Origin of the sequence: Clostridium sp. MCC353 (genome assembly GCF_018785315.1) — a bacterium.
Taxonomy (GTDB): domain Bacteria; phylum Bacillota; class Clostridia; order Lachnospirales; family Lachnospiraceae; genus CHH4-2.
The window spans coordinates 46,981-68,183 of record NZ_WQPN01000054.1 but is presented as its reverse complement, the minus strand read 5'-3'; the positions used below and the strand labels follow the sequence as shown (position 1 = coordinate 68,183).

Sequence of the window (21,203 nt, the reverse complement as noted above, 5' to 3'; positions counted from 1 at the left end):
ACAGGTAAAAAAATACTTAATTCTATTGTATTTTATCATGTGGAAATCAAAAAAACTATAATATGATCACATAATTCCGATTATGTCATATTTCCATCCCCGCAAAATCATCCCCACAAAATCCCCCCCTGCACACTTAACTCCCCACTACAAAAAAACGGGCCCCATTAAAGAGTTTCCGGTTCCTTTCCTTCCTATTTCTATACTTTCGGATACCATAAGAGCAGGCGTGGCAATCCGCCTGTCTGCCCGGTCATTCGATTACAGCAAAATCTTCTGCGCATTCCGTTCAGTCCTCCACAGACCTGCTCCAGCTCTTTCCCTCATCCTTTTCCCTGTCATTTACCTCATTCTTTTCCCAGTTCATTCCCCAGTCATTTTCCCCAGCTTTGCCCGGAAAATAGTTGTGGCGTTTCCGGCCCTCCTTCACCGATTTGCCCCTCGTTCTGTTGTACCAGTCCTAATTTCGACAGGATCCTTTTATGTTCCCATCCGCTTGAAACCGTATAAATTCTGGTGGTATCCACACTGGTATGCCCCAATATATCCGCCAGCCTAAGCAGATCCTTTTCCACTCCGTAAAAGGTAAATGCGAACAGATGCCGGAGATTGTGGGGATACACCTTTTTCTGATCCACCCCCGCCTCCCCGCAGAGCGCCTTCATCATCGACCAGATATTACTCCGGTCCAGGGGACGCCCGCTTTTTGTGATGAACACCGGCCCGTGTTCGATCCCATTTTCCAGACAGTACTGTTTCAAAACATGGATTAGTTCCGGAGGGAGAAAGACGATTCTGGACTTTCCTTTATTATAGATCCTGAAATATCCTTCCTTCAGCGCCTCCGCTGTGATAAAACGGTGCTCGCTCACCCGGATTCCGGTGCTGCAGATTGCCTGCATCAAGACGCTGATCCGCTGGTTTTTCTTTTGTTTAGCCGCATTGACGAGGCGGAAATATTCCTCTTTTGACAGTTCCCGTTCCTGCTGGCAGAACAGCGTTTTCTGAACCCGTACCTGTTTTACCTTATATTCTCCCAGCCCGGCGAACTCCAGGAAATGATTGACCGCCGCCAAAATAGAGTTTACACTGGCAGGTTTATAACAGCCCGTCAGCTCCTGCTTAAACCGGATCATTTTCTCCTTGCTGATCTCCAGGTCTTCCGCCAGATAAGTAAACAGTTTCTTCAAATCTCTGATGTACTTCTTAATCGTCGCCTGGCTGCGCTCCTGCTCATAGAGGTACTTTTCAAAAGCGGGAATCATTTCCATACTCAATACCATCCAATCCACTCCCTTGTCTTACGTATTTTTATGATTTTTACTTAAAATAAACAATTTCAGGCATAAAAACAAGGTTAATTAAAAACTCTTATTGATAAAAATGACGGCGTTTTCTAAAAAACGCCGCCAGTTCTTGATCTATGCTTTTTAAATTTCTATTTTCTAAACCCTCTGTTATAATTATCCCTGAACTCTTTCAGAGAAATCGCCCCGATCTCAATCCCGTCCCCGGTCTTTCTCATATGTTCCCGCAAATGGCCCAGAAGCTCATTTGTAATCCCGTCGTACTCCTCATCAAACGCAAGATTCACCTTCTCCTGCCGGTCTTCTTGAACATGATACAGTTCCAGGAATATTTCATCCTTGAATAAATCCACAATCAGCTTATACCCGTCCTTCACCACACATCTCTGGAAATTCGATCTGGCCCCATTACCGTCGAACTGGATAAATGCCTCTTTTCTGGGCAGCTCCTCTTCCCTTCCTTCTATCAGCCCCAAAAGCGACTGTCCGTCCACCTCATGTCCCGGTTTCAGGCCCAGATATTCACAAAGGGTGGGGAATACATCGATTCCGCTGACCAGCTCATCAAATACCTTTTTCCCAGACTTAAATCCCTTGGGGAACTTTATGTACAAAGGCGTTTTCGCCGATTCCTCATACATGCACATCTTCTGGAACAGCTTATGGGAACCCAGCATCTCCCCGTGATCCGAGGTGAAAATGATCAGCGAATCGTCATAGATTCCCTGCTCCTTCAATTCGTCCAGAATCTTTCCCACACAGTCATCTAATAAGCTAACAAGGCCCAGATAGACCTTCCACGGCTGCTCCCATTCCTTCCTGCTGTACCTGCTGCCCACCACGCCGGTCAGGTTGTACATCTGAAGCGGCGACTGCCTGCTGTACCATTCGCCCACATTTTCAGGAAGGCTTACTTCCTCAAACCGGGAATACCATGGTTCAGGGATGTCAAAGGGCGGATGGGGGGCCAGATACATCATGTTCAGAAGCAGCGGCTTCTCACGGTTCCTCTGTTTCAGCGCCTTCAAACCCTGCTCCGTATAAAATCCGTCATAAAAATGCTCATATCCATCTTCATAACATCCGGTGGCCGGGGTGGAATAGCTGACCGCCCTGGTATATTTCCCTTCCGTCATCTCAGGAACCAGGGTGCGGAACCCGGGGCCGCCCGGTTTTCTCTTTCCTTCCGTTTCCAGATGCCTGAAATAGATATCATCCGTAGCCGCAAAGTAAGTTTTACTGTCCTCCCTGTTTTCCAGTTTCACCCCTTCTGTATAGAGGTGCTGTTTTCCTGAATGGATGCTGTCCCACTCCTCTTCCATCAGTGTATACAGATTATCAATTCCCTCTTTCACCGAACCGTACCCCCGGTCCGCTTCCGCCCATGGATTGATCAGGCTTCCATTGTGATTGGGATAAGTTCCCGTAAAAAATGCCCCTCTTTCCGGCACGCAGAGCGGACACGCGCAGTAACAGTTTGTAAACTCCACTCCCTCTTCGGCCAGCTTCCGTATATTGGGCGTGATTCCCATTTCCATCACATCATATCTAAGCTGATCCGCCATAATAATCACTACATTTGGTTTCTTCTCCATTTTTCCTATCCTTTCACTGCTCCCAGCATAACTCCTTTAGTAAAATACTTCTGTACAAAGGGATAAACACATAGAATCGGCACTGTGGCCACTACAATTGTAGCATATTTTATGCTCTCTCCGATAGCCTGAATATCGCCGCCTGTGCCGCCGCCGGACATCATGCTGTCCGTAGAATTGGCGATCAGAATTTCCCTCAATATGATTTGTAGGGGATACAGGCTCCTGGTTCTGATAAACAGCATGGCGTCAAACCAGGCGTTCCAATGGCTCACTCCGTACATTAAGACCATAACCGCCAGGATGGCCTTCGAAAGCGGCAGAATGATCTTAAACAGGATCACAATATCATTGGCCCCATCGATTCTGGCCGATTCCTCCAGACTGTCCGGTATGGATTCAAAATTGCTTTTCATAATGATCAGATTATAGGTGGAAATCAGTCCGGGCAGAATCAGCGCCCACACATTGTTCCCCAGCCCCAGAGTATCATTTACAAACAAATATCTGGGTATCATGCCGCCGCTGAAATACATGGTGAATACGGAAAACAGCACAAAAACATTTCTCAGCGGGAATCTCTTTCTGGTCAGTACAAAAGCGGATACCGCCGTAACCAGAACATTTAAAAATGTGCCGATAACTACTACAAACAATGTTACCATATATCCTGATAAAATATTAGGATTTTTAAGAACTGCCTTGTAAGCCGCCAGGTTGAATCCCAGGGGTTTGATGAGCAGCCCCGTATAGGCCAGCAGTTTATTGGAATCGCTGAAAGACGCCAGCACCACATAGATCACCGGATACAGGGTAACAACCATAAGAAGGGTGAGCCCTGCCACATTCAGTCCATCAAAAATCCGTTCACCTAAAGAACCTCTATATTTCATGTCCCCACTCCTTTACCATAAGCTTGTTTCCGTAATTTTTCTGCTGATTTTATTTGCCGATATCACTAAAATGAAGTTGATCACAGAAGAAAACAACCCGATTGCCGTGGTATATCCATAATCAAAGCTGCCGCCCAAACCATACCGGTAAATGTAGCTGGACAATACGTCCGCCACCTCATACGTCTGGGGATTGTATAATAAGATGATCTTTTCGAATCCAACGCTCATCACCTTCCCCACCTGAAGGATCAGCAGCATGATGATTGTGGGTGCGATGGAAGGCAGTGTGATATTAATCAGACACCGGAAACGGTTGGCCCCATCGATTTTGGCCGCTTCATAAAGCTGTTCATCCACGCCGGTAAGCGCCGCCAGATAGATGATGGTTCCCCATCCGATTTCCTGCCAGATTCCGCTGGTAATGTAGATGGTTCTGAAATACTCCTTCATCCCAAGCAGATTGGCAGGCTCAATCAGGCCGATTTTTACCAGCAGATTGGTGATGAAACCGTCTCTTGCTAAAAACTGGGTCATCATACCGCATACAACCACCAGTGAGATGAAATGGGGCAGATAAGTGACAGTCTGCACCGTCCTTTTAAACCTTTCATTGCGGATTTCATTTAATAACAACGCCAGAATCAGCGGCGCGGGAAATCCCCAGGCGATATTCTGAATGCTCAAAAAAAATGTATTTCTCAATAGTCTCCAAAAATACTGGCTTTGGAAAAAACGGACGAAATTCTCCAGCCCGATAAATGGGCTGTTCCATATTCCATCCACAATGCTGTAATCCTGAAATGCCATCAACAGGCCGCTCATAGGGCCATAGTGGAAGATCAGATAATATAATAAAAAGGGCACGGAAAGAAAATAGAGGTATTTATTCCGGTTCCACTCCCTCTGAATCTTTATCCTGATTTTTTTACCCATTGTTCTCCTCATTTCTGCGCTGCTTTTTATTACAGGCAGGCCGGTGGTTCCAGCCTGCCTGTGGTTCATCAGCGCGCCCGGTAGCGTTCCAAACTCGCCGTTTTAATCTCAATCGCCCGGTCAATTCCCAGGTTTTTAATCTCTGCCACAAAGTCATCATAATGATCCAGGGATTCCGCGCCGGTGATAAACGCTACCACTTTCTCGTCCCTGTAAGTGGATATCTGGGACATGATGTTGCCCAGCTCTTTGCTCTCATCCGCGGTAGCCGTCACAGGCGGCATGGAGTATTTCGCCGACGCTTCGGAGAACTTGTTGAAGATGACATTAGCCTCTTTTTGGGATTCTTCCGCGTAATACTGGTCGATGTATTCCGGCAGATTGGCCTGTCCTGCGCCCGGATAGTTGGGCTGGATGTATTTAGCCATGGCGTCTGAGATGGCAAGGCCGTCCGGATTATGGGTGATCAGGTCACTGTAGACCGGTTTTCCGTCCACCATGTTATAGGTCAAACCTTCGATGCCGAAATTTTTAAGAAGTCTGCCTTCTTCCGTATAAAGATAATCGAATGTTTTGATGATGCTCTCAATATCTTTGGCATTGGTGGTGACAGCAGCCGTAATCAGCACTTTCCCCTTATATTCGGGTGAAAACTTTCCTTCGTCCCCTTTACTCAGCACCGGGTTCGGGCAGCCGGTCAAAGCGTAATTTTCCTGGGATGCAGCATTGAGCCATGTGCCCATGCCGCTTCCTACGAAACCGAACGCAACGCCTGATTTATCATTCAGCATATTGGAACTGATGATTTTCTTATCAATGGATGCGAAATCAGGATCGATCAGCCCTTCCTGATACCAGCGGTTCATTGTAGTTAAATATTCTTTATATTCCGGCTGGATCGGCCCGTACTGCACCTGGCCGTTATCATCCAGATAGAATTCATTGGTTATGCCGTAAGCGGCATTAAACAGGTTGTATTTGAAGAAATCCTTCAATTGAACAGTAAATGGCGCTGTCGCCCCTTTTTCTTCTTTAAAAAGCCTCAACACATTTTCCCACTCATCAATGGTTTCCGGCACTTCCAGCCCCAGATCATCCAGCCAGTCCTGTCTCGCGATCAGGCCGCAGGCGCATGTCCTGACTGTTTCCATATTGATGCCGTGAAAACCGTAAAGGGTTCCTTCATCGGTAACGGACTGTTTCTTGATCTCCGGATCGGATTCCAAAAATGCCTTGTAATTGGGCATCAGATCAATATAATCGTTCAGATCAATAATCACCCCGTCTTTTACCGCTTTCTCAGGCCCTCCTGGATACTCTGTCAGCCAGTTAATCGATACCACGTCCGGAAGATCTTTTCTGGATGCGATCAACAGCTTAAACTGTTCCGTGGTCTGCCCTGCCGGCGGATGCATGAACTCGATCTGGGTCCCGGTGATTTCCTGAAGCTTCTTAAAATACTCGATATCTCCATAATTCTGAACCACCGTGGCCGCACTGGGATTCATCTCCACCCAATAAGTGAACTTGCCTCCCGATTTTTCCCCGCTCTTTTCCGTCGCTTCTTTCTGTGTCTCTCCTGTGGCGGACGCCGGCGGATTCTCTGCCTTCTTTCCACATCCTGCCGTACCCAGTGCCATGATAACCCCCATGCACAAACATGCCAGTTTCTTTCCCTTCACTGATAAATACCTCCCGATTCTCATTATTTTTCCGCGGCGGCTGGTCTCAGCACCGCTGGGCGACTGGTCTCAGCGCCGTTACTCCCTGAATATATCATTTTATCCGGGTTTTCCCAGAACCAATATTTTGCTTTTTTGCCTGATTTTTACTTTTTGGCCCATCATTTTTTTACTTTCTTATCATTTTTTTACCTCAGCTTTATTTCCGTGTGGTTAGGCGTATGAAATTTTTCTGATAATAACCCCGGATTTGAGAAAAACGGCAGCTGCACATCATGTGGAGACCGCATCGGAGAGAAAAGGATAATCTTTACATTGTGTACGGATTTACATATAATTAGAACATTACAGAGCAGGGAGGTGTCAAAATGTATCTGCTTATGAACAAAGACCGGGAAGCCGCCCGTTTTACCATCACAGACAGCGGATTTGGGAACACATATTCCCTTGAAAAACATACAAATGAACATCTGCCGATAGGGTTTGATTATATCGAAGCGTGGCTTGATAACCGGAAAGCTTCGAAGCACAATTCCCACCTCCGGCAGATCATGAAGAACTGCGGATGCGACAGGACCGAGGGTTTTATTCGGGTTACCCATGCTGCCTCCATTAATGATACCTTTTGGGTAAAAGAAGAACAGGAGGATATCCAGTGGCAGGACGTGTCCTTTTACCTCAATGAGTTCAATGAAGTGATCTCCAAACTGGCTTTCAAAGGAATCGGGCTGTACGGAATTAAACTCAATAATGTTTCACCGGAATTAACCACGGACGGCAGGCCGTGACTTCCGAAATCCGCTCTGACCTGGTAGGGCTTAAAGGTTTTCAATTCACCTTCCGCGGAGATGAACGTTTCCCGGAATGGCGCGTGAAAGCGATGGAAGAACTGGTTAACCGGCAGATTGAGGCAGTGTTAAGCAAAGATATCTTGTATATGAGAGATGTATTTGTACCACACTCTAGGTCAATTCATTCCTGAAGACCAGCTGATCAGAATTAACTAAAATAACTTGCGCAGAGGTATTCTAAAAAAGAAGCTTTCCCAGACCGGGAAGCTTCTTTTTTACACTAATTATGAAATGTACCAACGTTATGCCAATATAGGCATTTTTCTCAAATCAATTGACAAAACGGCTCATTGTAAGTACACTATAAACAACAGAACCCGCCACGCTTAGTCTTGCTTCAGTAAGAATGCGCAACCCGGCGGGACTTTTTATATTCGAAGAGAACCAATGTATCGATACCCTAAGAATTTTTTATCAGTTACACAGCTAATACAAAAGCTCAAAGATTCTGGAATGACACTTGACGAAGCGGAAGGGGCATTAACAACAATCGGATATTATCGATTGAAAGGCTACAGCTTTCATCGTATTGACCCTGTTACGAAAAAGTACATAGCAGGCACGAAATTTTCCCACATCTTAAAACTCTATCACTTTGACTCTGAACTATCCCATCTGCTATTCAGCTGCTTATCTCAAATTGAAGTTGCATTAAGAGCGCGTCTCGTCAATGTATTTCAGACTACACAGGATGCCTTAAATCTCCATGATCCTTCCGCATTTAAGGACAAATAATTGTACTGGAGAAATCAAGGCACGATTGCCTCTGAAATCAGCCGTTCAAACGTTATTTTTATAGAACATAATTTCTACAACCATGAAGGTGCAATTCCTCTTTATGCTTCTGTCGAGGTAATGTCCTTTGGTACTATATCAAAGACCATTAAAAATATCTTCTCGCCACATTCCTTAACACCAATATTTACTCATCATTCTCTAATAAAGGCATATTGATCAATTCCTGCAATTTCTTCTGCAGTACATTCTTGTCCGGCAATTGAAGTTGATACTCTGCAACCATCATTGGAGACAATGTTCTGCTCATAGCATACTCAACAACTTCATCGTCTTTAGACGCACATAATATCATCCCAACACTTGGATTCTCATTTTCCTTTTTCTTCTGACGATCAAGAGCTTCCAGATAGAAATCCATTTTCGATATATACTCCGGTTTAAATTTGCCAATTTTCAGTTCAAATGCCACAAGGCACTGCAATCCCCGATGAAAGAAAAGCAGGTCAATCTTGTAATCTTCACCGCCAACCTGGACTTTGAATTCTTCATCAATGAACGTAAAATCCCTGCCAACCTCCAGAATAAAATCTTTCATATTTTTAATCAGGCCCTTTCTTAAATCAGGCTCCTTGAAGTTAGATGGTAAATCCAGAAACTCTATCACATAAGAGTCCAGAAACGGATTTTCTTTCAATCCCTTTATCGGCTCAGGTAACGTTTTTTCCTTAGACAACATATATCGTTCGTAATATCCACTATCTATCTGACGGGCCAATTCTCGTGCCGAATAATTTTCTTTTATACAAAGAGTTATATAAAAATGACGTTCTTCAGGGGTTTTTCCCTTTGAAATGATAGCCAGATGATTGGACCAGCTTATTTGTGACAACAGTGTTGTCACAAATTCATCATCTGCATAAGTTTCATAAAATTTCTCCCAACTCTGAACTTTGTTTTCTATATCCCAGCTTTTATAATCTCCCCCTTTTTTACAAACATACAAATCGCTTTCTTAGGATTACTCAACATTTCATTCGGAAAACATTACCTTTTGTCATGTTAAATTCACGTATTGATAGGACCAATCAGGCCTCTCACATCTGCTCAAAGCTTCCCCTCCGCCTGATGAATCGCCTTATACTGCCCCGGCGTTATCCCCTCCATCTTCTTAAATGTTCTGGACAATGCCGCCGCATTTAAGAACCCCGTCTTACCGGCCGTCACGGTTATTGTCTCATCTGTGCACCTCAAAAGTTCCTTCACCTTCTCCACCCGGAAATGATTGATATAATTAAGAAGATTCTCTCCAGTCTCCTCTTTAAAGAATCTGGAAAGATAGGATGGGTTTAAATGAAATGCTTCCGCAATCATGGATACGTTCAAATCAACATTTTCATAATGGGCAGCCACATACTGCCGGATCTGGTCTATCCGTGTTTCCGCGCTGTCCACAGTCTCCATACTTTGGGCGCACAGGTATTCCACCACTTCCAGAATCTCATTTTTCATGGAATGAGCCGTGTATTTTTTCTTCAATACGGCAGCCGCGTCAACCTGCCTTGGGTCATTACGTTCTTTGGATATCTCATTGACGGTTTTTATCAGATTTAACAGCAGAAGCTTGCCCCCTTCAGGCGATATGGGATTCTGGCGAAATGCTTCATTATAGATGTTTTCAATCTGTTCCCTGGCCTTTTCGTAATCCCCTAAGCGGATATAGTTTTTAAACCGTTTTTCCATCTCGCCGGTATACTCAAAATGATGGCCGCCATCTTTGATCTTCCCATAACAGATCACCTGCTTTTCCCCTAAAACCTGCTTTTCTTCCACAGCTTCCACTGCCTCTCTGTATCCACGGGGAAATTCCTTAATGCCGCAGACAGGCTCGGAAACTCCCACCGTATAGGGCAGTTCCAGCCTCTCTTCCAGAAACTTTCTGGCGCTTCTCAGGCCGTTCTGCACATATTCTGCCTCGATACCGCCTTCATTGCACCAGTTCAGGACCAGGATTTCCCATCGGTAGACCGCTACTCCCCAGCTCTGCACGTTCTGCTCAAAAATATCCCTGAAAACATTATCGATGATAAACAGATCCAGATTAACTTCCTTGGCTTCCCTTTCATGTTCAGAACAGTTTTCAAACACTGCAATCATGCTCTGCCCATAACAAAGCTGCTCCTGATGTTTAAACAAATGCACACAGCCGCTGTCCTCTTCATCCAGCAGCCCGTAAATTGCCTTCCTGATACAGTTGTCAAGCACCTCTCTCTCCTGTCCCTGCATTTTTTCCTCCAGGGCATTTAAGGCATTGTTGATATAATCAAATTCCGAGTAGTTTTTTTCACATTCTTTTTCATTGTTCTTCATCAGCCGTTCTATAATCGACTGGATATGCCTGTAATTAACCGCTACCCCGTAAATGCCTAAAAACAGCAGAAGGGCAATCAAAATTCCACCGCCCGTATAGAGCAGCGTAATATAGCGGATCTGAGTATCCAGAATCTCCGCTTTTGTCAAAAGCAGATAGTTTAAACCTGTTTTATCGCTTTGGGCGCCTGAGATATGATAGGTTGTCCTGTTAAGTTCCAATCTGCTGCCGGATACGGCATTCTGAAACGCCGCTTTCACATCGTCTTCCGACAAAGGGAGCGCTTTTCCAATGATATTAGAGGCCACCTGGGTCATATGGCTGTCAAACAGGTAGACTGCATTTTCATTGACCAGATTATAGTCATTCATCAGTTCAGAGAACCCGTCGGAATCAATCTTTACGATCACATTGCAGCTCTCAATCTGCTCGTTAAACGGCACAGTAACGATGTAGAAAATGGATTCGCCCGCAGTAACCAGCCGGCCCTGAGGGTAAACCGGGGTCAGCGCCCCTTTCCACTGTTCAAAGCCGACGGTCTGGTTGCTGCTGTAATCCTTGTAAATCCCCTGTTCATCCCGGATGCTCAAAGTATTTAAAAAGAAATTGCCTTTTCTGTAGTACAGCAGGAGATCTTCTATCAAATGGTTATATTTCTTAATATTCCTTAGCCGAATCAGGGCCATTGCGATTGAGTAATTTTCACTGCCGCTCCGTTTCCCTTCTGATATGGCCAGCGGTTTTAAGAGCTGGTTATCCAGTTCCACTTCGACGATCAGATTCTCGATATCACTGATCAGATAATCCAGCTCCCTGTTGAGTTTTCCAAGAACCGCTTCATTTTCCTCAAAATAACTGTTCTTTATTTCTTTTACAGAAGCGTTATATTTATATCCAAAAAATGCGGTGACGAAAATCCCGGCAAGGAGGTATGGAATTAAAAGTGAATACAGCATTTTCTTTTTAACAAATCGTTTTTTCATCCCCTGCTTTTATCCTTTCCGTAACCGTTACCCATAACCTTCATTTTTAGAACAATACCTGAGGCAGGGCCAGATAGTTCAGCAGTCCCACATAAATTCCATATGCGAACTGGTACTGGTCTTCACTCAGCTTCACCGCATCCTCATAATTGGTGATATAGGCCAGTTCCACCAGTACAGACGGCATATTGGTGTTCCGCAGCACGTACAGGGATGGATTGGCTCTCACTCCATTATACATGGTTCCCACCCGCCTGACAATCTCTGCCAGTATATCCTGGCCCAGATAATAGGACTGGGAGCCCAGTTCATAAACATAAACTTCGCTGCCGTTCACAGCCGGATTCACATTGGCATTCACATGGATGCTGATAAAATAGTCGGCAGGCCAGTTGTTTGCCGCAGTCACTCTTGCATCTAAGCTGGACCGGTTGTCATAGCCTAAAATCTGCTCCGGGTTAGTCCTGGAAGTCCTCACCTGGAAACGGCCGTCGGCCATTAAAATGTTGGACAGATAATAGCCCACCATGTATGTGATGTCCTGTTCCCTCAGGCCAAAGCCCTCGGCGCCTGCGTTAACCCGTTCCGGGTTATGTCCCTGATCGATAAACACTCGAATCAAATTATCACTTCATTCCGTAGATTCTCTTTTTATTATATGGCAGTGGAGCCGGGGACGTGCGGATTTATTTTAATTTAGGGGTGAATTACAGATTAATCCAGAAACGTTGTGTGATACGGTTATTCTCAGGAACCTCATTTTCTAAAATTCCGCCGTTATTAATTATGGTTTTAGCAGAAGCTATATTTTCTTTGTCACAAGTAATCAGAACCTTTTGCAGACCAAGTTTTCTGCACTCATCCAATGCGAGTGACAACATCTTTGTAGCAATTCCCTTTTGTCTTTGCGATTTAATAACACTATAACCAATGTGTCCGCCAAAATTCAGCAGATAATCGTTTAACCTATGCCTTATATCAATCATTCCAACTAAATTATCATTATCATCAACTGCTAAAAAAGTCGTTGCCGGAACTAAACCCCCACACACAGTCGCTTCTGATAAATTATTCTTCCACGCGGTATACCAATCTTCAAATGTCTGTGCTGTTTCCAGTCCTGCCGCTCCGTCCATGCTGTCACCATTTTTGATGAAATCCGCCTTATAGCTTAAAACCTTTTCTTTATAGTCAGCAGATGGTAAAACGAGTTTTATGTTCATATAGTTCCTCCTTTCGTGGTTTTCTATGTTTTTATGTAAAAAAATCCCCATGGCTGAAAGCCATGAGAAATCATCCTTCCTTTGCGCTTATTCTCGCATTGCTTTACATAGAAGCATGAATATCGCTCATAGTAAGTCCATCTAACTCCTGTTCGCGCTCTTTGGTATAATCTCCGCTTCCCTTATCATACAGCCGAAGGAAACGAGCAACATCTACAGGAGAAAGTGCCTTGGATAGCGCTTCCATTCCTATCTCATTTAACGTCAGAGGATTCGTGATTGCGTTTTTATTCATAATATTTTCCCTCCTTGTGAACTTGCTCTCACGACTAAAGTCACGAGCTTCCTGTCTCAGCGCCGATTGCCTCTCTGTTAGCAGGTCTATTCCAGCTCCACAGGCGTAGATTATACTGTTCGGACCATCCCAGCCCTACAGTTGACTGCTGCAGCTATACTGCCTTTAGATATATCTCATATCCCTTGTTCCTGATATTGATCGCCGCATTTAAGTCCCTATCCACGCACATCCCGCAGCTGCACTCATACCGGCGCATGGTTAACGGCATCATCCTGACCTGTCCGCACCGGCTGCAGGTCTTCGATGACGGATACCATTTATCGATACGGATCAGCTGTTTCCCCCTGTCCTCCAGCTTATACTTAAGCATGATGATCATTTTATCTATCATATTCCTTCCTCCATGATGCTGTCCAGTTCCTCATCCGAAGGAAAGGCATTTCCAGATACTTTCCAGACTCCAAGATCATCAGGCTTCAGACCGCACATGCTTAACAGATATTCGAGCTTCTCATACGTAATGAAACCTGCTTCAAAAGCATTAACCGTAAGCTCTGCAAGATTATCCATGGCAATGTGTCCATCCCCCTCCGAGGAGCAAAGGGCATATCTTTTCTTATACTGTTATATAGACGCTTCCGATTCCTCAAGAAGCTTCTTCGGTAAAAACGAATCTGCATGTGTAAGGAAAACGGTATTGCTGACTGTAACTATAAACGCCTGTTATCCCAGCCCGACACAAACTCCGGTTGGAGTTCCACGCTGTAAACTGGGCTTACGCATGCATCCTAATGGATATGAACCTAAGAAAAACCGATGTCCAAAAGCAAACCACAAAAAGGGCTGCTGACCGCCTCAGACTAGGTGGATCCGTTCCTTGTCAGAACGATCCCAATCTCGCTGGTGGTCCACTTCCGGAATGCTTCACGCTGCCGTAGTTCTTCTGATAATCTCTAGGAGCAAGACCAGTTGTTTTTTTGAACACACGGCTAAAGTAGAGCGGATCCTTATATCCGACTAGCGGTGCAATGGTGGACAAAGGCATATCTGTCTCCACCAAATAGTATTTGGCTCTGGAAATCCTCAGGTTTGTCAAGTACTGCATTGGTGAATATTCTGTTGATTCTTTAAAATAATGGGCGAAATATCCTTCGCTTAAATTGCAGAACTGGGCCATTTCCTTCACAGTCCAGGTTTGCTGATAACGCTCATTGAGTTGTATAATTAGAGAATCCATCAATTTGGAATTTCTATCATTAGAAAGAATATCATTTTTACAACGGTATATGGTAGCAAGCAGAATTTGAAAGTAGGAATCGATTACCATTTTGTAGCCAGACTTCTTGAGTTGAAGCTCTGTGATGATTTTGCTCAATAACTTGATGATGGATGAGTGATTACCGATATACCCGGAATGGATTTGAAAGGTTTCTAATAGAGAATCCACATTGTTTCCAGTAAAGTGGATCCAGTATACAGCCGGATTATCCTCATAATAATACGAATATACCTGCTGTTCGTGGGGGCGGAAAAGAATGAGTTCGCCTTCCGATAGCTGTTTCCATTCACCATTTAGAAGAAAGAAACCGCTGCCCTGAGAAATATAAATCAGTTGATAATCCAATCGCCCCGATTTTCTATTTACAAATAGGTTCTTGGTCATAAATTTTTGATATCCGCAACAGTTAATGACTAGCGGTTCGGAATCATCCTGAGTACCCATTTTTTTAAGAACAGTTCGCCAATATCCCGAAATCTCAATCATAATACTCTCGTCTCCTATAGAAAGCAGTTTTGTCTATAAACTCATCAGGAATGTGTATGGACGTATACATCTCGTAATGCTATAATCCAAATAAACAAAAGCAAAAATGCACAATATAAAATTTTAAATACAGTTTTTATTGTGCAATTACACTATAGATTAACTGTGGCAACTACAGAGGACACATCCTAAGATCTATACTCCGATTCTGGCAGCCAAGGAGAATTCCAGATCTCGGAGAACCGGATGTCATTTAAAATAACAATCGTTTTCTTATTTGATTTGTTCCTGATTTGCTGAGCTAAACACGGATTTATTTTCTTTTTTAAGAAAATTCCGAATATTTTCGAAAGAAACAGCGCCTCTGATATTATTTTTATTATACAACAACAACACCGGAAACGGAAGAAAAAAACGGATACCCTTCAGGTATCTGAAAATAATTATTAAAAACAAGGAGGACATATGATGAAAAAGAAAATCATTGCGGTAATAGCAGGATTGTGCCTGATAATGTCTATGGCAGCCTGCCAAATTACCACTGACACAGGTGAAGCGGCTGCTGAACAAACGAATGCGCCGGCCGAAACCAGTGCAGCAGAATCGGAACCCAAGGAAAGCTCTAACGCAAAGCCCTACGAGGGTACTACCATCGAAATTGCAGTCCGTTATTCCGGCGGTTCTCTGGATATTTTTAATGCCATTGTAAACCGCTTTAAAGAAGAAAGCGGTTGTAATGTGGAAGTAACCTCCTACGGCGATGACTATGAAAACACCATGAAGACAAGAATGGCATCTAATTTGCTGCCCGATGTGTTTGAGACACACGGCTGGTCTATCCTGCGTTACAAGGAATATCTGACTGATTTATCCGGCGAGAGCTGGGTTGCAGATTATGACGAATCTGCACTGGGTACGATCACGGACGATGATGGCAAAATCTATGTCTGCATGCCGTCTGAGTTGTACACCTGCATGTTGGTAAACAAAGGTGTATGCGATCAGGCAAATGTGGATATCTACTCCATCGAGACCTGGGATGATTTTGACGATATCTGTGCTCAGATCAAGGCCGCAGGCTTTACTCCCATTGCCTCCGCTCCTGTGCCTGCCACCATGGCCAATTCAGCAGGTACTTGGGTCAGCTATGAAGGTGAGCTGGCAGAAGACTCTGCAGCTATGCTTGACGGCAGCTACGACTTCGAGTCCTTTGTTCCCTGGCTTGAGGAGCTGGCCGGCTGGATTAGCAAGGGCTATATGTTTGAGGACTTTGCTACCATCAATAACACCGATACCAGTGAGCGTTTCTCCTCCGATAAGGCTGCATTTATGATCGCACAGGGCGGCGCCCTGCTGCAGGGCTGCCTGACCTTGAATCCTGATGGGGATTATGCCATCATCCCGATTCCTGCCTCCAAGGAAGGCGGCAAGAAATTTGTGGCTATCGGTGAGGGTGATGCATTTGGTCTGTGGAAGGAGTCCAAAAATCCGGAAGCTGCCAAGGCATTCATGAAATACCTGACCAGACCTGAGAACGCCAACGAGCTTGCAGTAGCTTCTGGTACTGTCAACTGCATGAAGCCTACTATGGAAACCGATGACAGCAGGATTCTGGAGTACTTCACCATTATGAAGGAAAAATGTGCCGGAGACAACATCCTCTACGATAATTTCTGGGATAGAGAGTATATGCCTTCAGGTATGTGGAATGTGTTTAAATCCGGTATGGAAATGCTGGCCACCGATTACTCTGAACAGGGAATTCAGGCAGTCAAACAGATGCTGCTGGAAAACTATCAGGATCTGTATGAGGCAGCACACGCAGAATAAGCTTTAAGTAACAGCGGATCTCCGGAACTGCCGGAGTGATCCACGAATGCAGAACGGGTAGGACAGCAAGTTGCTGTCCCGCCTTTGAAGCTACCCATGAAAGGACGTGTACCATGAAGTCACAACAGCGAAAATACATTCTAATAGCAGTCCCTGGGCTGCTTTTGATCTTCTGCTTCGTCTGTATTCCATTTGTCAACGCCCTGCGGTTGGGCCTTTACAAATGGAATGGCTACTCCCAAAATATGAAATTTGTGGGTCTGGACAATTTTGAAAAGCTGTTTACCGATAAGGTATTCTGGAGATCACTCTTTAACACCATGATTTACGGCTTTGGTTCCACCCTGCTGCAAAATATGGGCGGCTTAGCCATTGCCTTGTTTCTAAATAAGAAATTCCGTGGCCGCAATGCAGTCAGAGCCATTGTGTATGTACCCATTATGATCTCTGCCTTTCTCATGGGCCAGATTGTTTACTATTTCATTCAGTACGAAGGTGGTGTGTTCAACGAGATCCTGGGCATGTTCGGGCTGGATCCTGTTTACTGGATGAAAACCGGCTGGCGTGCCGTATTGATGATTACACTGGTCAATTCCTGGCAGTATCTAGGACTATGCATGGTGATTTATCTTGCCGGACTGCAAAATATTCCGGCCATGTATCAGGAGGCTGCAAAGATCGATGGTGCGGGAAAATGGAAGATGTTCAAAAAGATCACCCTTCCCCTGCTGATCCCCTCCATTACCACAGCTGTTGTGACCAATCTAATCAACGGATTCAAGATGTTCGATGTGATTGCATCCATGTCCGGCGGCGGCCCCAACCGGGAATCCATGTCCCTGTCGTACTACATTTCCACGCTGTATTTTAACGATGAAAAGGCAGGTTATTCTTCGGCACTGGGCATTGTCAGTTTTCTTGTGATTATGATAATTGCCTTCCCTGTGAATGCGTATCTGAGAAAGAAGGAGGTAGAGTACTGATGCGGCTGAACAAGAAACCCTCTATCTGGACCTATGTGGGGGCCATTGCCTTGGTGCTGATTTATCTGCTGCCCATCTATGTGCTGGTGACTATGTCCCTGCGTACTGTTCAGGACATTGGCTCCAAGCTCCAATTTCCTCGGATTATTAACATTGGCAATTATATTGCCATCTTCCGGGAGGGTACCATCTGGCAAGGCTTTGCTAATTCCATTATTTTGGTAGTCATCACCTGTTCAGTAGAGATCGTTTTTGGTGCTCTTGCGGCCTACGGCATTGCCAGAAGCAAAGGAAGATTTGCTAAATATCTGCGCTACGGCAGCATGACCATTATGATGATCCCCCGGGTAACGCTGCTGGTGGGTACCTATTCACTGATGGTCAAAGCGAAAATGGTCAATACCCTTTGGGGACTGGGGTTGCTGTTGGCGGCTACCGGTATGTCCGCCACTATGTTTTTCTATGTGAACTTTCTTTCATCCATTCCCAGGGCGTTGGATGAAGCAGCTACCATAGATGGTGCCAGTGTACTGCAGACCTTTTTCTACATCATTATGCCCCAACTCAAGGCGATTACGGTAACACGTATCATTGTAGTCGCCAACGGCTGTTGGAATCAGTATCTGATGCCTATGTATCTATTACAGGATAAATCCAAGCACACTATTATACTACAAATCAAAAATGCTTTCAGTCTGTCCAACGGTATTCCCAATGTACCCAAGGCCTGTGCCTTGTGTGTGGTAGGAATCTTACCGGTAATATTGCTGTATCTATTTTTGCAGCGCTATATCATAGAAGGGCAGATTGACAGCTCCATAAAATGAAGAAGGGTTGTCTATGAAAAAAAACATTGTGTTACTGGTCAATGACCATCAAGCCTATTATGGTCATGATGCCTCTTATATCCGCCGGCCTAATTTCGACCGTTTGGCACAGCAGGGCGCTTCTTTTGATAAAGTCTACTGTTCCACTCCTCTGTGCGCTCCTTCCCGGCGTACTATGATTACCGGACTTCATACCTGCCATCACAAGCAGTATAAGAACAACGCACAGCAATACCTCCATCAGACTTATCTGGAGGCACTGACGGATGCCGGGTATGACCTTTTCTATTACGGAAAATGGCACACCGGCAAGGGAACTCCTGCGGACTTCGGAGCAGAGGGTGTCTTTTGTGAGGATTACGGCAGTCCCTATCTGCTCCCCCGGTATCAAGAGTATCTACACGAACAACAACTGCCTTTCCCCCGGGCGCTGATTGAGCACAACTGGTGTACCCCCGGATGGATCGATGACATTGTGGAGGGCCAGGAAAAGGTATTGGATCGCAAAACCATGAATGAAAGTGCCTCTGGAATTCTGGTCACCCCCAAGCAGACTCATGAGGCCTTCTTCCTTGCCCACGAAGCCTGCAGTAAGCTGCGGGAGTTGAAGGACAGTGACCGTCCTTTCTGTCTGCAGGTGGAATTCTGGGGTCCTCACCAACCCTATTTCCCTACCCGGGAATATGCGGATATGTATCCTCCTGAGCAGATTCCAGAGTATCCCAGCTTTCGAGATGATTTGAAGATGAAACCGGATATCTATCGATTCGAAGCCGCTAAGGGTATTAGCCAGGACTATCGAATCCTTCAGGACAATCCGGCCCCCTGGTCCCGATATGCTGAGACGCTTTCGCGATGCTATGCACAGATTACCATGACCGACGAAGCAGGAGGCCAGATATTGGATACCCTGGAGGAGCTGGGGATGATGGAAGATACCATGGTGATATGGACCACTGACCACGGCGATGCCATTGGGAGCCACGGTGGTCATTTTGACAAGGATGCCTATATGGCAGAGGAAGTACTGCGCATACCTTTTGCTATGCGTTTGGATAGTGTGATCCCGCCGGGTTCTCAGGGAACCCAATTGATCAGCAATGTTGACCTGGCTCCAACGCTGCTGGCAGCTGCAGGGACCCAGTTTCGTGAACAGGTGGACGGAAAGAATATTCTGGAGTTGTTTACCAACCGGAATACACCTTGGCGGGAGTATCTATTCGCTGAAACCTATGGTCACCACATTCCCCACCGTGCTTATGCCTGGTCAGACCGCAGGTATAAATATGTCCGCAACATTTGTCAAATAGAGGAACTGTACGATCTGGAGCAAGATCCCTATGAAATAACTAATTTAGTCTTTGATCCGGACAGCTCACCGGTACTGAACCGGATGAGACGATCTTTGGACGACTTTTTGTTGGAGTATGATGTGAAGGAAGGAGTGGATCCCCAATGCGCAGGCCGAATGTTCTATACATATGCACAGACCAGCAACGCTTCGATGCCCTAAGTTGTTATGGTAATGACCGGCTGGATACACCAAATATTGACCTGCTGGCATCCGAAGGTGTTCTGATGCGTAATACCTACTGCCAGAGTCCGGTGTGCGCACCCTCTCGGGCATCATTCCTCACAGGCCGTTATCCCAGAACATGTGGCGTCCGTCAAAATGGCCAACGGATGCCTCGACAGGAAAAGCTGGTGACGAAATTGTTTGCAGATGCCGGATATACCGTTGGATTGTCCGGAAAGCTACACATTGCGCCTTGTCATACCAGTGTGTGTGTATCCGGTGAGCCCAGGACAGACGATGGATACAGTGTATTCCATTGGTCTCATCATCCGGACTTCCGGGGTGCAAAGAGCAATTGGGCTAATAATGAATATAACATATGGCTTGCCGCCCGGGGACAAGAATATAACCGTGTTCCATATTGCGGTTCTCCCTATGTCTATATTGGACCAGATACCGTTAATTCCCACAGCCACTGGTGTGCAGAAATGGCGATCGAGTTCATTCAGTCTCATAGCCTTTACCCTGAAAATCCATGGATGTTTTCGTTGAACTTTTTTGATCCGCATCACGATTTTGATCCACCCAAGGCACTGTTGGAAAAGTATATTGCCCGTCTTACTACGGAGGATTTGCCTAATTATCAACCGGGAGAATTGGATCACAAGCCTACCCCCCAGCAGATTGATCATGAAGGAGCCTATTCTACCAAGGGTAATTTTGCATACGATGCTATGTGTAAGAAAGACCATCTTTTAATCAAAGCAGCCTATTATGCAATGATCGAACAGCTGGACAAAGAAGTCGGAAGAGTTGTGCAAACGCTAAAAGACACCAATCAATATGAGGATACCGTGATTATTTTTACATCCGATCACGGCGAAATGCTGGGAGATCATGGAATATACCTCAAAGGCGGATATTTCTATGATCCCATGGTCAAAGTACCACTCATCATCAGCTGGCCAGGACATTTTCTGAAGGGTGTAGTCCGTGAAGCCATGATTGAATTGGTTGATATTGCACCTACGTTGTTGGACATTGCACAGTTGCCTCCTTATGCCGCAATGCAGGGAAAGAGCTTTTGCAAGCTGCTTACGGAACAGGATGCAGAGGATTGTTTTCGGGAGACGGTATACTGTGAGTACTACAATGCTATGCGTCATGGTTCCGTTAAAATCTTTGCAACCATGATTTTCGATGGACGATACAAGCTTAATTATTATCATTCCTCTAATCAGGGAGAACTCTATGACCTAAATCTGGATCCTCAGGAACGGTTAAATCTTTACAACGATGCCTCATATGTCAATATAAAGATAACGATGCTGGAGACTATGGCAAACCGAATGGCTTTTACTGCTGATCCTTTACCAATGCGGGAAGCCGCATACTAAGGAGAGGCCTG

19 protein-coding genes are annotated in these 21,203 nt (G+C 45.2%); 6 read left to right on the top strand and 13 right to left on the bottom strand.

Going from position 1 to position 21,203, the window contains the following annotated elements; translation table 11 throughout:
• Positions 1-374: 374 nt before the first annotated feature.
• The 5 genes from GPL15_RS11185 to GPL15_RS11165 form a co-directional block, all read right to left on the bottom strand.
• Positions 375-1,283 (bottom strand): tyrosine-type recombinase/integrase, encoded by a 909-nt coding sequence (locus tag GPL15_RS11185; RefSeq protein ID WP_215698758.1) that lies wholly within the window; start codon positions 1,281-1,283, stop codon positions 375-377.
• Positions 1,284-1,438: 155 nt separating this feature from the next.
• Positions 1,439-2,902 carry a sulfatase-like hydrolase/transferase gene (locus tag GPL15_RS11180; RefSeq protein ID WP_215698757.1) on the bottom strand — a complete coding sequence of 488 codons (1,464 nt, stop codon included), beginning with the start codon at positions 2,900-2,902 and terminating at the stop codon, positions 1,439-1,441.
• A gap of 5 nt (positions 2,903-2,907) precedes the next feature.
• Positions 2,908-3,795, bottom strand: a complete 888-nt coding sequence (locus GPL15_RS11175) for a carbohydrate ABC transporter permease (RefSeq protein WP_215698756.1) — start codon at positions 3,793-3,795, stop codon at positions 2,908-2,910.
• A gap of 12 nt (positions 3,796-3,807) precedes the next feature.
• Complete coding sequence (locus GPL15_RS11170; protein ID WP_215698755.1) at positions 3,808-4,731, bottom strand: ABC transporter permease subunit; 924 nt, start codon at positions 4,729-4,731, stop codon at positions 3,808-3,810.
• 68 nt (positions 4,732-4,799) lie between these two features.
• Positions 4,800-6,413: an extracellular solute-binding protein gene (locus GPL15_RS11165; RefSeq protein ID WP_215698754.1), complete on the bottom strand. Its 1,614-nt coding sequence runs from the start codon at positions 6,411-6,413 to the stop codon at positions 4,800-4,802.
• A gap of 368 nt (positions 6,414-6,781) precedes the next feature.
• Between GPL15_RS11165 and GPL15_RS11160 the strand changes: the two genes are divergently transcribed.
• Positions 6,782-7,201, top strand: a complete 420-nt coding sequence (locus tag GPL15_RS11160; protein WP_215698753.1) for a hypothetical protein — start codon at positions 6,782-6,784, stop codon at positions 7,199-7,201.
• A gap of 985 nt (positions 7,202-8,186) precedes the next feature.
• Here GPL15_RS11160 and GPL15_RS11145 read toward each other — a convergent pair.
• The 8 genes from GPL15_RS11145 to GPL15_RS11110 form a co-directional block, all read right to left on the bottom strand.
• Positions 8,187-9,005 carry a PDDEXK nuclease domain-containing protein gene (locus tag GPL15_RS11145; RefSeq protein WP_252198309.1) on the bottom strand — a complete coding sequence of 273 codons (819 nt, stop codon included), beginning with the start codon at positions 9,003-9,005 and terminating at the stop codon, positions 8,187-8,189.
• A gap of 101 nt (positions 9,006-9,106) precedes the next feature.
• Positions 9,107-11,353, bottom strand: coding sequence for a helix-turn-helix domain-containing protein (locus GPL15_RS11140; protein WP_215698751.1), 2,247 nt, complete (start codon positions 11,351-11,353; stop codon positions 9,107-9,109).
• Positions 11,354-11,399: 46 nt separating this feature from the next.
• Positions 11,400-11,966 carry an N-acetylmuramoyl-L-alanine amidase gene (locus GPL15_RS11135; RefSeq protein ID WP_346344945.1) on the bottom strand — a complete coding sequence of 189 codons (567 nt, stop codon included), beginning with the start codon at positions 11,964-11,966 and terminating at the stop codon, positions 11,400-11,402.
• 94 nt (positions 11,967-12,060) lie between these two features.
• Positions 12,061-12,576 carry a GNAT family N-acetyltransferase gene (locus tag GPL15_RS11130; RefSeq protein ID WP_215698749.1) on the bottom strand — a complete coding sequence of 172 codons (516 nt, stop codon included), beginning with the start codon at positions 12,574-12,576 and terminating at the stop codon, positions 12,061-12,063.
• A gap of 103 nt (positions 12,577-12,679) precedes the next feature.
• Complete coding sequence (locus GPL15_RS11125) at positions 12,680-12,871, bottom strand: hypothetical protein (protein WP_215698748.1); 192 nt, start codon at positions 12,869-12,871, stop codon at positions 12,680-12,682.
• A gap of 154 nt (positions 12,872-13,025) precedes the next feature.
• The gene (locus GPL15_RS11120) at positions 13,026-13,265 is read right to left on the bottom strand and encodes a zinc ribbon domain-containing protein (RefSeq protein ID WP_215698747.1); all 240 of its coding nucleotides are present in this window, start codon (positions 13,263-13,265) and stop codon (positions 13,026-13,028) included.
• Positions 13,262-13,444, bottom strand: coding sequence for a hypothetical protein (locus tag GPL15_RS11115; RefSeq protein ID WP_215698746.1), 183 nt, complete (start codon positions 13,442-13,444; stop codon positions 13,262-13,264). Before GPL15_RS11115 ends, GPL15_RS11120 begins: the two co-directional genes overlap by 4 nt.
• A gap of 310 nt (positions 13,445-13,754) precedes the next feature.
• Positions 13,755-14,639, bottom strand: a complete 885-nt coding sequence (locus GPL15_RS11110) for an AraC family transcriptional regulator (RefSeq protein ID WP_215698745.1) — start codon at positions 14,637-14,639, stop codon at positions 13,755-13,757.
• A 465-nt stretch (positions 14,640-15,104) separates the two neighbouring features.
• Here GPL15_RS11110 and GPL15_RS11105 point away from each other — a divergent pair, with 465 nt between their 5' ends.
• The 5 genes from GPL15_RS11105 to GPL15_RS11085 all read left to right on the top strand — a co-directional run bounded on the left by GPL15_RS11105 (position 15,105) and on the right by GPL15_RS11085 (position 21,192).
• The gene (locus tag GPL15_RS11105; RefSeq protein WP_215698744.1) at positions 15,105-16,469 is read left to right on the top strand and encodes an extracellular solute-binding protein; all 1,365 of its coding nucleotides are present in this window, start codon (positions 15,105-15,107) and stop codon (positions 16,467-16,469) included.
• Positions 16,470-16,582: 113 nt separating this feature from the next.
• Complete coding sequence (locus tag GPL15_RS11100; protein WP_215698743.1) at positions 16,583-17,452, top strand: sugar ABC transporter permease; 870 nt, start codon at positions 16,583-16,585, stop codon at positions 17,450-17,452.
• The gene (locus GPL15_RS11095; RefSeq protein ID WP_215698742.1) at positions 17,452-18,279 is read left to right on the top strand and encodes a carbohydrate ABC transporter permease; all 828 of its coding nucleotides are present in this window, start codon (positions 17,452-17,454) and stop codon (positions 18,277-18,279) included. Before GPL15_RS11100 ends, GPL15_RS11095 begins: the two co-directional genes overlap by 1 nt.
• A 13-nt stretch (positions 18,280-18,292) precedes the next feature.
• The gene (locus GPL15_RS11090) at positions 18,293-19,792 is read left to right on the top strand and encodes a sulfatase-like hydrolase/transferase (RefSeq protein ID WP_215698741.1); all 1,500 of its coding nucleotides are present in this window, start codon (positions 18,293-18,295) and stop codon (positions 19,790-19,792) included.
• Positions 19,735-21,192, top strand: a complete 1,458-nt coding sequence (locus GPL15_RS11085) for a sulfatase-like hydrolase/transferase (protein ID WP_215698740.1) — start codon at positions 19,735-19,737, stop codon at positions 21,190-21,192. Before GPL15_RS11090 ends, GPL15_RS11085 begins: the two co-directional genes overlap by 58 nt.
• The last annotated feature ends 11 nt before the right edge of the window (positions 21,193-21,203 follow it).

Excerpts from the sequence above, each read along its gene's own strand:
- GPL15_RS11185 (WP_215698758.1), bottom strand. The coding sequence starts at position 1,283 with ATGGTATTGAGTATGGAAATGATTCCCGCTTTTGAAAAGTACCTCTAT.
- GPL15_RS11180 (WP_215698757.1), bottom strand. The coding sequence starts at position 2,902 with ATGGAGAAGAAACCAAATGTAGTGATTATTATGGCGGATCAGCTTAGA.
- GPL15_RS11175 (WP_215698756.1), bottom strand. The coding sequence starts at position 3,795 with ATGAAATATAGAGGTTCTTTAGGTGAACGGATTTTTGATGGACTGAAT.
- GPL15_RS11170 (WP_215698755.1), bottom strand. The coding sequence starts at position 4,731 with ATGGGTAAAAAAATCAGGATAAAGATTCAGAGGGAGTGGAACCGGAAT.
- GPL15_RS11160 (WP_215698753.1), top strand. The coding sequence starts at position 6,782 with ATGTATCTGCTTATGAACAAAGACCGGGAAGCCGCCCGTTTTACCATC.
- GPL15_RS11140 (WP_215698751.1), bottom strand. The coding sequence starts at position 11,353 with ATGAAAAAACGATTTGTTAAAAAGAAAATGCTGTATTCACTTTTAATT.
- GPL15_RS11130 (WP_215698749.1), bottom strand. The coding sequence starts at position 12,576 with ATGAACATAAAACTCGTTTTACCATCTGCTGACTATAAAGAAAAGGTT.
- GPL15_RS11125 (WP_215698748.1), bottom strand. The coding sequence starts at position 12,871 with ATGAATAAAAACGCAATCACGAATCCTCTGACGTTAAATGAGATAGGA.
- GPL15_RS11120 (WP_215698747.1), bottom strand. The coding sequence starts at position 13,265 with ATGATAGATAAAATGATCATCATGCTTAAGTATAAGCTGGAGGACAGG.
- GPL15_RS11115 (WP_215698746.1), bottom strand. The coding sequence starts at position 13,444 with ATGGATAATCTTGCAGAGCTTACGGTTAATGCTTTTGAAGCAGGTTTC.
- GPL15_RS11110 (WP_215698745.1), bottom strand. The coding sequence starts at position 14,639 with ATGATTGAGATTTCGGGATATTGGCGAACTGTTCTTAAAAAAATGGGT.
- GPL15_RS11105 (WP_215698744.1), top strand. The coding sequence starts at position 15,105 with ATGATGAAAAAGAAAATCATTGCGGTAATAGCAGGATTGTGCCTGATA.
- GPL15_RS11100 (WP_215698743.1), top strand. The coding sequence starts at position 16,583 with ATGAAGTCACAACAGCGAAAATACATTCTAATAGCAGTCCCTGGGCTG.
- GPL15_RS11095 (WP_215698742.1), top strand. The coding sequence starts at position 17,452 with ATGCGGCTGAACAAGAAACCCTCTATCTGGACCTATGTGGGGGCCATT.
- GPL15_RS11090 (WP_215698741.1), top strand. The coding sequence starts at position 18,293 with ATGAAAAAAAACATTGTGTTACTGGTCAATGACCATCAAGCCTATTAT.
- GPL15_RS11085 (WP_215698740.1), top strand. The coding sequence starts at position 19,735 with ATGCGCAGGCCGAATGTTCTATACATATGCACAGACCAGCAACGCTTC.